The organism is Francisella halioticida (assembly GCF_002211785.1).
GTDB classification, from domain to species: domain Bacteria; phylum Pseudomonadota; class Gammaproteobacteria; order Francisellales; family Francisellaceae; genus Francisella; species Francisella halioticida.
In genome coordinates this window covers 1,080,437-1,095,911 of record NZ_CP022132.1, presented here as the reverse complement: position 1 = coordinate 1,095,911, position 15,475 = coordinate 1,080,437, and the positions used below count along the sequence as shown (strand labels likewise).

Genomic DNA, 15,475 nt, shown 5'->3' with positions numbered 1-15,475 from the left:
ATGTTATAAACTTCCACCACCATCAACACAAATAACTTGTCCAGTTATAAAAGATGCTTCTTTTGATATGAGAAAAGCTATTGTTGCAGCTATTTCTTTAGGTTTACCTATACGCATCATAGGGATAGAATCTAAGACTTCTTTTTCTTCTTTGCTACCAATAGGTCTTGTTTTTCTAAATAGTTCTGTATCTACAGGGCCTGGTGCTATAGCATTTACAGATATCCTATACTTGGCAAGTTCAAGAGCCCATGTTTTAGTACACCCAACTAAAGCAGATTTTGCGGCAGAGTAGCTAGTACGATTCCTAACACCAAAAATAGCTCTACTTGCAATATTGACTATTTTACAATGTTCTTTTAATTTCATTTCTTTAACAAAAAATTGTGTTATCTGCACAGCACTTATAACGTTTAAGTTATAAACTTCATTTAGTGCTGAAATAGAAACTTTTTCTAATGCTTCTGTAATTGCAATACCAACATTATTAATAATAGCGTCAGAACATCCATGAATTTCATTTATTTGAATAAGCGTTGATGCTGTCAGCTTTTCATTAGCTAAGTCACATAGAAACAATTCTCCAGGGAAGCTATCAACGCAAGATCTTGCTATTCCAATAACTTTCCATCCCTGTTTTTTTAAATATAAACTTGTAGCTAATCCAATTCCTTTTTTTGCACCTGTAATTAAAACTATTTTTTTATTTCTAATTTTAGGCTGCCTTTTTTGAGTTAAACCTCATAGTCATAACTGATAGTCAGTGGGGCGTGATCTGAGAACCAGTTCTCTTTATATATATAATCAGATCTTGGTACTACTTTATCTTTTAAAGCAGGTGTTGAAATATGATAATCAATTCTCCAACCAACATTTTTTGCTCTAGCCTGGCCACGATTTGACCACCAAGTATAGTAATCAGGCTCTTGATTAATAACCCTGAATGTATCAACCCAGCCTAAATTATCAAATATATGATCTAGCCATGCTTGCTCTTCTGGTAATACTCCAGATATTTTACCATAGTTTGATTTCCAGTTTCTGATATCAATCTCTTTATGCACGATATTAAAATCACCACAAACTATAAAATCTCTACCAGACTCAACTTGCTCTTTTAGTATTTCTTTATATTTTTCAAGAAATTGAATTTTATATTTTTGACGAACATCTCCACTAGAGCCACTTGGTAAATATAAACTAGCAATACTAAAATTATCATAATCAAACTGAATATAACGACCTTCATCATCAGCCCAGTCTAGACCAAGCTCTTTGATAACTTTTAGAGGTTTTTTCTTGGCATAAATAGCAGTACCACTATAGCCTTTTTTTATAGCATCTTTGAAATCATAATGATAACCTTCTGGGAAATACTGACTATCTCTTTCAAGTTGATGAAATTGAGCCTTTGTCTCTTGTATACATAAAAAATCTATATCCTGAGACTCAAACCACTCCCAAAAACCTTTACGCGTAGCTGCGCGAATACCATTAGCATTAAAACTTGTTACTTTAATCATTATGAAACTTAGAAAGTTAAAATTATTTATTAATTAAAATTTTAACATTTTTAGAGATGAAAAAGAGGGTGTTTTGAATAAAATTAGAATAAGCCTTTAGCTAACATCTGTATTGCAGCTAGAATAATTACAACAAAGAATATTACCCTAAGAACATTAGTAGGAATATGTGGCATTAATTTTGAGCCAATCATAGAGCCTAACAATGTACCTAAAGCTACCGGTAAAGTTATCAAGCTAACTATATAACTAGCAAAATAATAAGTCGAAGTAGCTGCAAAAGCTGTAATTCCCATTATGATCATACCCTCCTATTTGAGACACTTAGGTGTTAAGAAAAGGAGACAAGATGAGATATACAAAAGAGTTTAAAGATGAAGCTGTTAAATTATGTTTACAACCAGATGCAAATAGACGAGAAATAGCAGATAACTTAGGGGTTAAATATAAAACCATTTGCAGTTGGATATCCAAAGCCATGTCAAACCCTCAGAAAGAAATAAAGATAGATTATAAAACGCAGTACCAGCAACTATCTTTTGAAAATACTGATTTGAAGAAAAAACTCAAACAGGCAGAAACAGAGCGTGAAATACTAAAAAAGGCACAGCTTACTTTGCAAAGCAAAATCTGTAAGGTACGCCTTTATTAAGGAGCATTATAAAGTTATGCCAGTAACAACACTATGTAAATCTTTGAATGTGAGCACATCTTCATATTACAGATGGATTCATAAACCTATAGGTAAAAGGCAATATAATGATGCTGAACTAGATGATGCTATTTTAATGAACATAAATCTAGATATGGAAGTGTTAGGATATACAAAGAGCTTAAAGATATGGGTTGGAAAGTTACTCAACCTAGAGTATCTAAACGTATGAAATTACTTGGTTTACATGCTAAAGCGGCTCGTAAGCATAAGAAAACTACAGATTCTAACCACAACAAACATGTTTCTGATAATTTATTAGAACAAAACTTCACTGCTTTATCTGTAAATCATAGGTGGGTTACAGATATAACTTATGTACCTACACAAGAGGGGTGGCTGTATCTTTGTGTGATTATAGATTTATTCTCAAGATCAGTTATTGGTTGGGCAATGGATTCTAGGATGAAAGCGGATTTAGTTTGTAATGCTTTAAATATGGCATTCTTTAGAAGAAATTTTCCTAGTGGTGTGATTATACACTCTGATAAAGGGTCACAGTACTGTAGCAAACAATATCAAGACATTATTAAAGAACACTGGCTACTATCAAGTATGAGCTCTAAAGGATGCTGTTACGATAATGCTGCTTGTGAAAGTTTCTTTGGAACTTTAAAAGTAGAGTTAGTACATGATGAAAGCTATAAAACTAGAGAAGAAGCTAAACTATCAATATTTGAATATATTGAAGCTTACTATAATACAAAAAGGAGACATTCTACAATAAATTATATGACTCCATATCAATTTGAATATATAATGGAAAATGAAGTAGTAAACTGTCCCAAATTGACGGGGTAGATCATTATAAAATTACTCGTAGATGCACTTACTTTAAATGGAACTCTCATAATGTTATCCATAGCAATGACTTTAAAAGCACCTGCTCCAATACCTAATAGACCTCCAATAAATCCAGCTCCTGACATACCGAGAAAGCCTAAAAGAGGTTTTTGGACATTATATTTCTCATTTATACCATTTACATTGATACTATCATTAAGTTGTAATCTATCTGCCATCTTGGATATTTTGTCATTCTCATCAGATATAGAAGGCTCTTTTTTAAAGAAACTTAATATCTCAACAAATATTAAAATCCCTCCAAAAATTATAAATAATGATTTAGATTGAAGCATAATAGCAATTTTGGCACCAAAGATAGAACCTATCGCTGTTGCTAATGCTAAGAATAACCCTAATTTTTCTTTAGTATAACCGTGAGATCTTAAAGAAACTATAGAAGTCAAAGTACAAATTATAGCAACTAAAGATGCACCTATAGCATGATGTATCGAGATACCTAAAACTGTAGTAAGTAGGGGAGTTATAATTAATGCACCACCTAATCCAATTATAGACCCAATACTTCCACCTACAATAGCAATAATAAAGATAGCTAACTCAAAAAATATATGTTGATCCATTCTCTTATAATCAAATAAAGCTTCTTAGCTTAGTATAACCTTTATTTATAAGTTTTTTAAAAGATTTGTATTTTTATTTAAATTCTTTTAAAATGTATGCTTGCTTTGTCTAATCATGTAATTATTAAAAATTTAACAAACTGGAGAAGAGGCCAATATGGCAAAAGAAGATTGTATAGAAATGGAAGGTGTTGTATTAGAAGCTCTTCCGAACACAATGTTTAGAGTTGAACTTGAAAATGGTCATGTAGTAACTGCTCATATATCAGGTAAAATGAGAAAAAACTATATTCGTATTTTAACAGGTGATAAGGTTGTTGTTGAAATCACTCCATACGACCTTACTAAAGGGCGTATCAAATTCCGTAGTAAATAATTCTAAATTTTCTCTAAAGTAATATGTTCTCTAATATTAATAAAACCGGTGTTATGATAGTAAATATAAGGCCGATTGATATTGCTAATGGCACTACTTTCATGCCATAGTTAGCTTTAATAACAGGTAAACAAAAATCCATGGCAGTATTTGCAGCATAACCAACTAGCTCTATAGATAGTGCTTTTCTAAGTAGGGGAATCAGTGTGATAACAAATATTTCACGTAAGAAGTCAATCATAAAAGTTACCATACCATAATATTCACCAAGAAAATTAGTATTTAATACTACAGACAATGAATACCATCCTAAGCCAGAACAAATCATAATACTCTCTTTAATAGGAACACCAAATACAAAGCTAATAAGTAAAGAGAAAATAATGATGTTAAAATGATGATAGTTACTATAATAAGAGCTACTTTGTTTTTAAATATATCTTTTAAAGGTATTTTTTCTAGTCTTAATAAAATACCAATAACCAACATTAAAGCTATTAGCATTATAAACACGATATTATCAATAAATTTGGTTATATCAATATCTATAATACCACATATTACATACCCTACAGCCAAGTAAATTAAGTATTTACTAGCTTTTATAATATTTAATGCAATATTATCTTTTACATTTTTTTTAGAAACTAATATAAAATTAGTTTTAATCTGTTGATTAAAATAACAATATACAGATACTCCTATAATATTTAAAAGCAAAATAACTATACTATAACCAAAACTAATACTTATGACTTTTAGTACGATACTATTTGTATGAGTAAATATACTAAAGTTATATCCTAATAGGAAAATTATTGATATAACTATAAAATCTAGAGATAGATTTATGCGCTGTATGACTTTTGTAGTAGGCTTTAAATTAAAAAAAATAATATCCAATAATTAGGGTGATAAAGAGTATTATAGATTCAAACATTTTATACTTTTTTTAGTTTAATTTTTCTATAAATTATAAATAAAACTACAGGTATTATTGACAATATAAAACAAGCAGACAAAGTTTGGATAAAATCAAGAGGATTATCATACATATTATCTGGTGGAATAAAACCAATAAATACACATATAATAGTTCCTAAAATTCCTAAAAAACATGCAATAGACATACCTGTTTTTCCAAAAGGAATATTAAAGTCATTTGTATTTTTAATAGCATTTTTGTTTGTAAATTTAAGTTTTAAAGCAGCAAAGAACATCATTAAATACATCAAAGAATATATTTGTGTACTAAGTGCAGTCAGTAACCAATAATAAGCTTGAACAGAAGGAATTAGTTCTAGAAGGGCGCATATTATTGTCATAATAATAGCTTGTAAAATTAATATACCACCAGGAACATCATGTTTATTTGTTTTATCTAAAAAGTTTGGTAAAAAATGATCATCTGCAGCCTGTAGTAAACCTCTTGCTGGAGAGATCATCCAGTTAATCATAGATCCAATAGAACCCACAACTACCATTATACCCAATAAATAATAGAAAAATACTGGAATTCCTAGGCTATTTAAGTAAATTTTAAATGTTTTAATAGTACCATGGACAACATCAATTTGATCCTTAGGAAATATAATAGCTACAGCAAGAGCACCTAAAACCATAGTAAAAACTATAAATATAACAGCGATCAATAGTGCTAGAGGAAAAGTCCTTTTAGGATTTGTAACTTTTCTAATATGAACAGTTGCTAATTCAAGTCCTAAAAATGAAGCTATAATAGCTGTTAACCCCATCCAGGAGTCAGTTGTTGAAAAATCAGGGATTAGATTATTTAAATGGAAATGTATATTTAGGCTATAGCTATTGAATAACCATATTAAAGCAAATACTACCATTAACAACATTGGAATAACCATGCCAAAAAGGGTACAAATACTTGCAAAAACAGCAGAAACCCTTAATCCTTTCAAATTTAAAATTGTTAAAGACCAGAAAACAACTGTTATAAAGATTACTGTAAATTTTATGTTCTGAGCCAAGTCTGGATTAAATAGATACGCTATAGTTCCAGCAAGGAAAGTCAAAATACTTGGGAACCATATTAGAGTATTTACCCATTGAAACCATATTGCAAGCATTCCAATGTTTGGTCCAAAAGCTTTTTTTACCCATCCATATAGACCTTCTTCACCTTTATTTGTATATGTTGCTGTCATTTCTGCAGAAACTAAAGCCACAGGTGCGAGAAATAAAACCACCGCTATAATAAAGAAAAAGAATATATAAGTTCCTGAAGTTGCTGTTGATGGCAAGTTTCTAATATTATCAATAGCTCCTGCCATTAATAATATTAATAAAACTAGGCCAATTTTTTCTTTTGCAGGTATATTTACAGACATTGGTTACCAACTATTCATTATAGAATTAAAAATATATTAAAACATAATACTTAAGCAGAGATAAATTAGCAATTATTTAAGCTATATATAGAGGCATTACTTGAAAAAGTTTTTCAAGAGTTTCTAGAGCATTTCTATTATCTACTTTGATTATAAGTCTATCACTATCTTCAATTAATAAATTATCAGCAAAGAATAGAGGCGTACTATCATTTTTCATTATTGAAAGTATTTTTAATCCCTTGGGAAGTTTTAGATCAGAAATATTTTTTCCTATAATCGTAGACATATTTTCTTGGCCGTGGACTTTTATTTCAATAAACATTTCTTCACTATCTTCAACTTCATACATCCTTACCATGTCTACTTGAGTCAAGAAAGCTTTAATAGTAGTATAAGAAAAATTATGTGGAGAAATAGAAATATCAATAAGTTTCAAATCTCGAGTAATATCATAGTATTCAGCACTATTAACAGTAGCAATCGTCTTTTTAGCTCCTAGTTTTTTTGCTAAAATAGAAGACATTATATTTATCTCATCAGAATTTGTTAACGCAAAAAACATATCTGCTTCATCAATACCTTCAGCTATTAGAAGGTTATTGTTTACAGGGTTATAATGTAAAATTGTTGATTTTGATAACTCATCTAATGCAAATTCACATTTTTTTGCACTAGGGTCTATCATTTTTATAATATACCCTTTGTTCTCTAGAGATTTTGCTAATGTAATACTGGCATGATTAATACCAGCTATAAATATTTTTCTAATATTTGCTTTTTTAGGCTGAAAGATTGATAGAATTTGTGATGAGTATGCTTTTTCTGATAGGTACATAACTCTATCACCAGACTTCACTAAAATCTCAGTATCATCAATATCTAATTTTTCATTACCTCTATATACAGAAATAACATCTACCTTAATATTACCAAGTCCAAGATGTATATCTTTAATCGAAAAACCAACTAATGGAGAATCATCAGAAACTTCAACACCAATTACTTGGACTCTCTTATCAAAAAAACCTGAAATAAAGAACGCTCCTGGTAAGAATATTAGTTGTTCCAACCTTTTTGTTGCTTCAAAAAATGATTTTATTACTAAATCAATATTGTTTAGTAGCTTGGGGAACCTGTTGTATTCAGTATCTCTAATTCGTGCTATTTTATATGGAGTTTTATAGAGTTTATATGACATATCACATACTGCAATATTAGTAGTGTCATCAGACGTAACGGCTATAATCATATCCGTATCTTTGAAGTTAGCTTCCATCATAATGTTAGGTTTTGTAACATCTCCGACTATAGTTTGTACATCAAAAGCAGAAGATATAAAACCAAGTTTTTCTTCATCTAAATCAATAATAGATACCTGATGATCTAAGCTTAACCTCTGGGTTAAATATATTCCTAATTGTCCGGCACCTAAAATAGCGATTCTCATAATTATTTGTTATAATGTTAAACTTATAGCGTGTTAGTTTAAACATACTAATCTAAGGTACTAAAATAATCAATTTTTTATTTACTTTCAGCTTATTAAAGACTATCATAATAACAAAATGATACTAAATCGGTATAATTAGGTAATTATGCTTAGGATAAGTAAATTACTCGACTATGGATTATTGGTTGTAGTTACAATAGCAAAGAACAATTCCATACCATATAGTGCTGCAAAAATTGCTGAAGTTACTCGCTTAAATATCCCTACAGTAAGAAAACTACTTAACCAGCTTTCAATAGCAAACATTGTGTTTTCAAAACGTGGTATTGAGGGAGGCTACTCACTAGTAAGAGATTCCCGAAAAGTTACTGTTTTAGATGTAATTGAGGCTATTGAAAAAAATGTTAATCTTACAGCGTGCTGTGATATTTATAAGAAATGTAATTTGGAAAGCTGTACAGTCAGTAATTATTGGAAAGTTTTGAATACTCAACTATTAGAAATACTCTCTGGCACATCAATCTATGATATTGTCAATAACAAAGGCAAGAGCTAAATAAAATGAGTGAAAATTTAGATAAAATAATAGAACAAGACTATGAATATGGTTTTGTCACGAATGTTGAAGAAGAAACAATAGCAGCAGGGCTTAATGAAGATGTTATTCGTCTTATATCTGCAAGAAAGAATGAGCCTGAATTTCTATTAGAATGGCGTTTAAAAGCCTATAAAAAATGGTTAGAAATGAAATCTCCTAGTTGGGCAGATTTAAACTATCCTCCAATTAATTTTCAGTCTATTAGCTACTACTCATCACCAAAGTCAATGAAAGACCATCCCAAAAGCTTGGATGAGGTTGATCCAGAGATAATTGACACATACAATAAGTTAGGTATACCTCTGCATGAACAAGAGATGCTAGCAGGCGTCAAAAATATTGCAGTTGATGCAGTTTTTGACTCAGTTTCTGTCGTTACGACATTTAAAGAAAAATTAGCAGAAGCAGGTGTTATATTTTGCCCAATCTCTGAAGCTGTACAAAAACATCCTGATCTTGTGAAGAAGTACCTTGGTTCGGTAGTCCCTCAAGGTGATAATTTTTTTGCGGCTTTAAACTCAGCTGTATTTAGTGATGGCTCTTTTGTATATATTCCTAAAGATGTAACCTGTCCAATGGAGTTATCTACATACTTTAGAATAAATGCTATGAATACTGGTCAGTTTGAAAGAACTCTTATTGTAGCGGATGAGGGTAGTTATGTTAGTTACTTAGAAGGTTGTACAGCACCTATGCGTGATGAAAATCAGCTCCATGCTGCGGTAGTTGAACTAATCGCTTTAGATGGTGCTGAGATTAAATACTCCACAGTACAAAACTGGTATCCAGGAGATAAAGATGGTAAGGGTGGTATTTATAACTTTGTAACAAAAAGAGGTATATGTCATACTAATGCCAAAATTTCTTGGACACAAGTTGAAACAGGTTCTGCCATCACTTGGAAATATCCTTCAGTAGTTTTACGTGGAAATAATTCAATAGGAGAGTTTTATTCTGTAGCTCTTACACGACATGCTCAGCAAGCAGATACTGGTACAAAGATGATCCATCTTGGTAAAAATACTAAAAGTACTATCATATCTAAAGGAATCTCAGCTGGAAGAGCATCTCAAGCTTATAGAGGTTTAGTTAGAATATCTCCTAATGCTTCTGAAGCAAGAAATTTTTCACAATGTGATTCTTTGCTTATAGGTAATAAATGTGGTGCCCATACATATCCATATATAGAAAATAAAAGTAATTCATCGCAGATAGAACATGAAGCTACAACGTCGAAAATATCCGACGATCAGCTATTTTACTGTAAACAAAGAGGTTTGTCAGAAGAAGATGCTATTGCCATGATTGTAAATGGCTTTTGTAAAGAAGTATTTAAGAAATTACCTCTTGAGTTTGCAGTTGAGGCACAAAAACTTATGGAAGTTAGTCTAGAAGGTGCTGTTGGTTAAACTACTGTAATTTTACATAACTGATGATAAAAAAGGTTAAAAAATGTTATTAGAAATAAAAGATCTACATGTAAATGTTGGAGATAACAAGAAGCAAATATTAAAAGGACTAAACCTAACTATGAAAAAAGGTGAAGTTCATGCAATTATGGGGCCAAATGGTGCTGGTAAAAGCACATTAAGTAATGTTTTAGCTGGTAAAGATGGTTACGAAATCACACAAGGTTCTGTTAAGTTTGATGGTAAAAATATTGATGATTTAAGTGTCTCTGAAAGGGCGGCTGCTGGAATATTTTTAAGCTTACAATATCCTATAGAAATACCGGGTGTTAGTAATGTTCAGTTTCTAAAAACTGCTGTAAATAGTATTAGAAAACAAAATGATAAAGAAGAAATCAATGCTATTGAGTTTATGAAAAAACTAAAGCAAAACATGCAAGTTCTAAAAATTGATCAAAAATATATGTCACGTGGCGTTAATGAAGGTTTTTCTGGTGGTGAGAAAAAACGTAATGAGATGCTCCAATTAATGATGTTAGAACCTAAGCTTGCAATTCTAGATGAGACTGATTCAGGGTTAGATATTGATGCTCTTCAAGTAGTATCACAAGGTGCCAACAGTATGCGATCAGAAGATAGAAGCTTTTTAGTTATTACACATTATCAAAGACTTTTAGATCATATTGAACCTGATTTTGTTCATGTTTTAGCTGATGGTCAAATAGTTAAAACTGGTGGTAAAGAACTTGCACTTGAATTAGAAGATAAAGGATACTCCTGGTTAAACAGCTAAAGGTTAAAAAATGTTAATAGACAATAAATCTCTACCTACTACTAAGCAAGAAAGCTGGAAGTATACAAATATTGCTTCAATATATTCTAAAAATAGTATTACAGAAATATTAAAGGAAGCCCCAAAAACGAAAGATTATCTTGAAGGTTTTAAATTTGATACTCAAGAAAATGTAGTTATTATCTTAGATGGATCATTAGCTATTGATTATAATAAAAAACTTCACCATATAAGTGCTTTAGAGTTTCATAAAGATGATAGAAGTATGTCAAAATTAGCTATAGAAAATGCAAAGCATTTTGGTATAAGCGTCTCTAAAGATACAAATGATACCCTTAGTCTTATTTTTATAAATACTGAGATGGCTAAGAATAAGCTTACAAATGTTTCTTTAAAGTTAGATGTCGATATGTTTGCAAGTCTAGATTTAGATATTGATTTTGTAAATTTGACAGAAGAATCAGCAATAAACTTATTTTTAGATATAAAAGTTGCTGAATCAGCAAAGGTTAATTTTACAAACAATTCAAATAATTCAAATAATACTAAACTTGTTACTACTGCAAATTATTTAGTAAACCTTGATATGGCAGCTGAATTTAATGGTTTTAACTTATTAAATAAAGATGCTCTACTAAGAAATGATTTTATTGTTAATTTAAATAAAGAATACTCAAGATTTGATATTAGAGGTTTATATTTAGTAAGTGATAATGCTATTGCAAATGCCTGCTTTTTAGTTAATCATAATGCTTCAAATACATATAGTAATGTAAATTTCCGTGGAGTTGCTAATGGTCGTGCAAAAGCGTGGTTTAATGCAAAAGCTATTGTTAATAGAGGAATAGAGCAAATTCAAGCATTCCAGAATAATAAAAATATTCAATTAAGTAATAAAGCTGAAATAAATACAAAACCTGAACTAGAAATTTTTTCTGATGATGTTATTTGCACTCATGGTGCTACAGTCGGTCAGCTAGATAAAGATGCTTTATTTTATTTACAATCTAGAGGTTTAGAATTACAAAATGCTCAGCACTTACTTCTTGAGAGCTTTGTTAAATTTCAACTAACGTCTGATGATTTTCCTTTTGAAAATGAAATCAAAGAAGACATAACGGAATCTTTAGATGATATTTTACATTCTATAATATAAAAATCTTTTAATCTTTTTTTGTGATCTGTTAAACTGAAACTAGTAGAACAAATACTTACAATGAGGGTTTGTTTATGAAAAAAAATATTCCAATTACTTTAGTTAGTTTTTTAGCAACAAGCTCTGTTGCATTAGCATGTGATAAGGCTAAAAACAACAATACTATTCAATATACAACTCAAGCTGAAACAACTGTTAAGAGTGATAGCATACTTGTGCAAGTTATAGGATATGCAACAACAACTCTTCAAGATCAAAACAATATCCAAAAGCAAATTTCTGATGAAGTTAACAATATTGTTAAAGCAGATTGGAAAGTTAAAAATGTTGAGCAAAATACTAGTAATAGTGGCGCATTAAATATTACTTTACAATTACAAGCTAGGATATCGCAAAAAGATCTTAATAGCTTTCAAAAGGCTTTAGAAAACCAAAAAGCTTCTGGTAAAAAGTTAGTTGTCCAAGTTCATGACTACAATCCTCCTGCTAAAGCTATTGAAGCAGCTAAACAAAAGCTGATGATTAAAATCTTTAAAGATACTCAAAAGTATTTAAATGATTTCAATAAAGAGACAAGCAACACCTATACTATTCAATCAATCAAATATAATGATACTACAAATAGTTATAGACCAAGAAATACTGTTATGTACATGATAGCTGCTGCTAATGAAATGGATTCTATTGCTAATAACGATCCTGTGGCAGTTTCTCAAGATATAAATATTAGAGCAAATGTAACATTTATGGAGAAATAAAATGGCTTTAAGTAACGTTATAAAAACAGATGAAGCTAATTTTGAAAAACTTATAAATAATACAGATAAACTAGTTTTAGTAGATTTTTATGCTGATTGGTGTGGACCTTGTAAAACGCTAGGACCGATTCTTGATGAATTATCAAAAGATTATAAAGATGCTGTTATTGTTAAAATTAATGTTGATGATAATCAAAATTTAGCTGCAAAGTTTGGTATTAGAAGTATTCCTACAATGATTATCTTTAAAAATAGTAAGCACGTTGAAACTTTGAGTGGGGTTCATACAAAGACACAGTTAGAGCAAAAACTTAGAACTCATGAATGATTTATTAAATCCAAATAATTTACTTAAAGAATATTTTTAGATAAATTTAAAAATATCTATAAATCTAATTGATATCCTAACTAGTTTGTAACTATTAGATAGGTTTTAAAGTGTTAACAACAATAAAACACAAGCAAAATAACACAAAAATTAGCAATAATTATAAATTAACTATTATTTTGATAGACTTCGTAAAATAATTCTATTGAATGATGAAAAAATTAGTGTTAATGTTATATAAACCCTTAAATTTATTAAAATTTGAATAGTATCACTATGGCTGAAAAAAATAAAACTAGAATTAAAAGCTTTTGAATTTTTTAAAGAAAAAGATTAAAATTGATTTAAAAAAATATAATGTAAAAAACCTTATGAAGAAAATAATTATAACTAGTATTACAGCTACTTTTGCTTTTTCATCTTTTGCTATGGCCAATGATAGCGTTAGTCTTAAACATGTTAGAAGTCTAGATAAAAAAGATCGTAAAGAATATGTTCAGAACTTGACTGATAGTCAAAAACAAACTTTTAAAAAACAAAGAAAGAAGACAAGTAATGCATCAAAATAGAACTGCTGCTCAAAATTAACATTTAAATATGAAAAAAATTTTATTTTTATTTTTTTGTTCTATTTCTATTTGTTTTGCTAATTCGCATATAAGTGTGACTAAATTTATAAGTGGTATACCTTTATATTTAAGTATATGCTTTGTTATATCTATAGTTATAAGCTTATTAGTTAAGATAAAATACAATATGGAAATAGCTTTAGCAAGTGGAGCTATATCTCTTACAACCTCGCTTTTAGTATTATTCTTTTTGCTAATATAACAAACGGAGAGTTAAATGTTTACAGTATCTAATGAAAATGGTTATACCAAAATCAATGTACAAGGAAAACTAAAACATACGGATTATACTGATGTACTAATACCAAAGCTTGATGAGATTGCAAAGCAAGGATCAATCAAAGCTTTAATTGAAATGAGAGATTTTTCAGGCATAGAGTTTAAAGCTCTTATAGATGATTTGAAAACAGAATTCAAACATAGAAAAGATTTTGAAAAGATAGCTGTTGTTACTGACAGTTTATGGGTAAATACATCTATAGATATCTTTAAGCGTTTCTTTGCTGGTGAGATTCAAACATTTTCTGATGAGACTTGGGCTAAAAACTGGCTCGTTAGCTTTAAAATGAGATATCTTCATACTATGATAAGAGTTAAGAATTTAGAAGAGTCTTTAGATTTTTATTGTAATAAACTAGGTCTAAAAGAAGTAAGTAGACATGATAATGAGCAAGGTAAGTTTACTTTAGTTTTTTTAGCTGCTCATGATGACTATGATATAGCAAAAATAGATAAAGCACCTCTTATAGAGTTAACTTATAATTGGTCAAGTGATGAAGTATATGAAGGTGGTAGAAATTTTGGTCATCTAGCTTTTTCTGTTGATAATATTTACGATATTTGTCAAAACTTAATGGATCAAGGAGTTTTAATTCATAGACCACCTAGAGATGGTCACATGGCTTTTATAAAATCTCCTGATGGTATATCTATCGAGTTAATTCAAAAAGGTGAAGCTTTAGAGAAAAAAGAACCTTGGGGTAGTATGGAAAATACTGGAACCTGGTAAATAAATAATAAAAAATAATCATAAGTAAAAGAATTAATACAAATAATCTACATGCTATGGAATTCATGGGTATTAAGGCATTGTATCCTAAAAAAAAGACAACTGTCATTAATAAGCAACACAAGAAATATCCATACTTACTTAATGTATTTAAAAATGAGACGAATCAGGTTGTTATAGATAAAGCTAATAAGGTATGGAGTGCTGATATCACGTATATTAGACTAGAATGTGGGTATGCATATTTAGTAGCCATAATAGATTGGCATAGCAAGAAAACACTAGCTTGGAAGATTTCTAATACTATGGATACACATCTAACAACTAGTGTGTTAAAAGAAGCGTTATTTAAATATGGTAAACCTGATATCTTTAACTCTGATCAAGGAACTCAATATACAGCAAAAGAGCATATTAAAATATTATCTGATAATAAAATAAATATATCTATGGATGCTAAAGGAAGATCTATAGATAATATTGCAATTGAGAGATTTTGGAAAACACTGAAATATGAAAATGTTTATCCGGCATCATATATAACTATGAAAGAGGCTAAAGTAGGTATCAAAGAATATATTGATATTTACAACAATGAAAGACTACATTCTAGTATTGGATATATGACTCCTGATGAAGTATATTCTGGTATTTTAGATGCTGCATAAAAGCAAGGAATAAAAATATTTTATAAAGTGGTATTGAATAACAGGGACAGTTTATTTTTTGGAACTTTAAAAGTAAAGTTAGTACATGATGAAAGCTATAAAACTAGAGAAGAAGCTAAACTATCAATATTTGAATATATTGAAGCTTACTATAATACAAAAAGGAGACATTCTACAATAAATTATATGACTCCATATCAATTTGAATATATAATGGAAAATGAAGTAGTAAACTGTCCCAAATTGATGGGGTAGATCATTTATTTATCATGATTT

18 protein-coding genes and 3 pseudogenes are annotated in these 15,475 nt (G+C 29.7%); 14 read left to right on the top strand and 7 right to left on the bottom strand.

Annotation, left to right across the window (positions count from 1 at the left end; genetic code table 11):
• Window positions 1-3: 3 nt before the first annotated feature.
• The 3 genes and pseudogenes from CDV26_RS05900 to CDV26_RS05890 all read right to left on the bottom strand — a co-directional run.
• Window positions 4-714 carry an SDR family oxidoreductase gene (locus CDV26_RS05900; RefSeq protein ID WP_088772493.1) on the bottom strand — a complete coding sequence of 237 codons (711 nt, stop codon included), beginning with the start codon at window positions 712-714 and terminating at the stop codon, window positions 4-6.
• 20 nt (window positions 715-734) lie between these two features.
• A complete protein-coding gene (locus CDV26_RS05895) occupies window positions 735-1,523 on the bottom strand; it encodes an exodeoxyribonuclease III (RefSeq protein ID WP_088772492.1) in 789 nt (262 codons plus the stop codon).
• Between the two features lie 83 nt (window positions 1,524-1,606).
• Window positions 1,607-1,822 (bottom strand): annotated as a pseudogene (locus tag CDV26_RS05890) (TSUP family transporter); the annotation flags it as partial.
• A 29-nt stretch (window positions 1,823-1,851) separates the two neighbouring features.
• Between CDV26_RS05890 and CDV26_RS05885 the strand changes: the two are divergent.
• The 3 genes from CDV26_RS05885 to CDV26_RS05880 are packed head-to-tail and all read left to right on the top strand — an operon-like array spanning window position 1,852 to window position 3,036.
• Window positions 1,852-2,175: a transposase gene (locus tag CDV26_RS05885; RefSeq protein WP_157671496.1), complete on the top strand. Its 324-nt coding sequence runs from the start codon at window positions 1,852-1,854 to the stop codon at window positions 2,173-2,175.
• A 16-nt stretch (window positions 2,176-2,191) separates the two neighbouring features.
• Window positions 2,192-2,407 (top strand): hypothetical protein, encoded by a 216-nt coding sequence (locus CDV26_RS12095; protein ID WP_088771820.1) that lies wholly within the window; start codon window positions 2,192-2,194, stop codon window positions 2,405-2,407.
• Entirely contained in the window at window positions 2,365-3,036 is a 672-nt protein-coding gene (locus CDV26_RS05880) for an IS3 family transposase (protein ID WP_088772489.1), read from the top strand. Before CDV26_RS12095 ends, CDV26_RS05880 begins: the two co-directional genes overlap by 43 nt.
• A 2-nt stretch (window positions 3,037-3,038) precedes the next feature.
• Here CDV26_RS05880 and CDV26_RS05875 read toward each other — a convergent pair.
• Window positions 3,039-3,662 (bottom strand): annotated as a pseudogene (locus CDV26_RS05875) (sulfite exporter TauE/SafE family protein); the annotation flags it as partial.
• A 157-nt stretch (window positions 3,663-3,819) separates the two neighbouring features.
• Here CDV26_RS05875 and infA point away from each other — a divergent pair.
• Entirely contained in the window at window positions 3,820-4,038 is a 219-nt protein-coding gene (infA, locus tag CDV26_RS05870) for a translation initiation factor IF-1 (protein ID WP_004287780.1), read from the top strand.
• A 13-nt stretch (window positions 4,039-4,051) separates the two neighbouring features.
• On the opposite strand, the gene CDV26_RS13090 is transcribed toward infA, so the two are convergent.
• The 3 genes from CDV26_RS13090 to trkA form a co-directional block, all read right to left on the bottom strand.
• The gene (locus CDV26_RS13090) at window positions 4,052-4,366 is read right to left on the bottom strand and encodes a LysO family transporter (RefSeq protein WP_245806530.1); all 315 of its coding nucleotides are present in this window, start codon (window positions 4,364-4,366) and stop codon (window positions 4,052-4,054) included.
• 613 nt (window positions 4,367-4,979) lie between these two features.
• Window positions 4,980-6,398: an APC family permease gene (locus CDV26_RS05860; protein ID WP_088772487.1), complete on the bottom strand. Its 1,419-nt coding sequence runs from the start codon at window positions 6,396-6,398 to the stop codon at window positions 4,980-4,982.
• A 76-nt stretch (window positions 6,399-6,474) separates the two neighbouring features.
• A complete protein-coding gene (gene trkA, locus CDV26_RS05855) occupies window positions 6,475-7,848 on the bottom strand; it encodes a Trk system potassium transporter TrkA (protein WP_088772486.1) in 1,374 nt (457 codons plus the stop codon).
• Between the two features lie 148 nt (window positions 7,849-7,996).
• Here trkA and CDV26_RS05850 point away from each other — a divergent pair, with 148 nt between their 5' ends.
• From CDV26_RS05850 to CDV26_RS05800, 10 genes and pseudogenes are all read left to right on the top strand, one after another.
• Window positions 7,997-8,407, top strand: coding sequence for an SUF system Fe-S cluster assembly regulator (locus CDV26_RS05850; RefSeq protein ID WP_088772485.1), 411 nt, complete (start codon window positions 7,997-7,999; stop codon window positions 8,405-8,407).
• A 5-nt stretch (window positions 8,408-8,412) separates the two neighbouring features.
• Window positions 8,413-9,858, top strand: coding sequence for a Fe-S cluster assembly protein SufB (sufB, locus tag CDV26_RS05845; protein ID WP_088772484.1), 1,446 nt, complete (start codon window positions 8,413-8,415; stop codon window positions 9,856-9,858).
• Between the two features lie 43 nt (window positions 9,859-9,901).
• A complete protein-coding gene (sufC, locus tag CDV26_RS05840) occupies window positions 9,902-10,651 on the top strand; it encodes a Fe-S cluster assembly ATPase SufC (protein WP_088772483.1) in 750 nt (249 codons plus the stop codon).
• Between the two features lie 10 nt (window positions 10,652-10,661).
• Window positions 10,662-11,807 carry a Fe-S cluster assembly protein SufD gene (gene sufD, locus CDV26_RS05835; RefSeq protein WP_088772482.1) on the top strand — a complete coding sequence of 382 codons (1,146 nt, stop codon included), beginning with the start codon at window positions 10,662-10,664 and terminating at the stop codon, window positions 11,805-11,807.
• Window positions 11,808-11,881: 74 nt separating this feature from the next.
• Window positions 11,882-12,565 (top strand): hypothetical protein, encoded by a 684-nt coding sequence (locus CDV26_RS05830; RefSeq protein WP_088772481.1) that lies wholly within the window; start codon window positions 11,882-11,884, stop codon window positions 12,563-12,565.
• Between the two features lies 1 nt (window position 12,566).
• The gene (gene trxA, locus CDV26_RS05825) at window positions 12,567-12,893 is read left to right on the top strand and encodes a thioredoxin (protein WP_088772480.1); all 327 of its coding nucleotides are present in this window, start codon (window positions 12,567-12,569) and stop codon (window positions 12,891-12,893) included.
• 371 nt (window positions 12,894-13,264) lie between these two features.
• Window positions 13,265-13,462, top strand: a complete 198-nt coding sequence (locus CDV26_RS05820) for a hypothetical protein (RefSeq protein ID WP_157671494.1) — start codon at window positions 13,265-13,267, stop codon at window positions 13,460-13,462.
• 277 nt (window positions 13,463-13,739) lie between these two features.
• Window positions 13,740-14,531 (top strand): lactoylglutathione lyase, encoded by a 792-nt coding sequence (gloA, locus tag CDV26_RS05810; protein ID WP_088772477.1) that lies wholly within the window; start codon window positions 13,740-13,742, stop codon window positions 14,529-14,531.
• Between the two features lie 65 nt (window positions 14,532-14,596).
• Window positions 14,597-15,199 (top strand): IS3 family transposase, encoded by a 603-nt coding sequence (locus tag CDV26_RS05805; protein WP_157671492.1) that lies wholly within the window; start codon window positions 14,597-14,599, stop codon window positions 15,197-15,199.
• A 54-nt stretch (window positions 15,200-15,253) separates the two neighbouring features.
• Window positions 15,254-15,454: pseudogene (locus tag CDV26_RS05800) on the top strand (IS3 family transposase); the annotation flags it as partial.
• Window positions 15,455-15,475 lie beyond the last annotated feature (21 nt).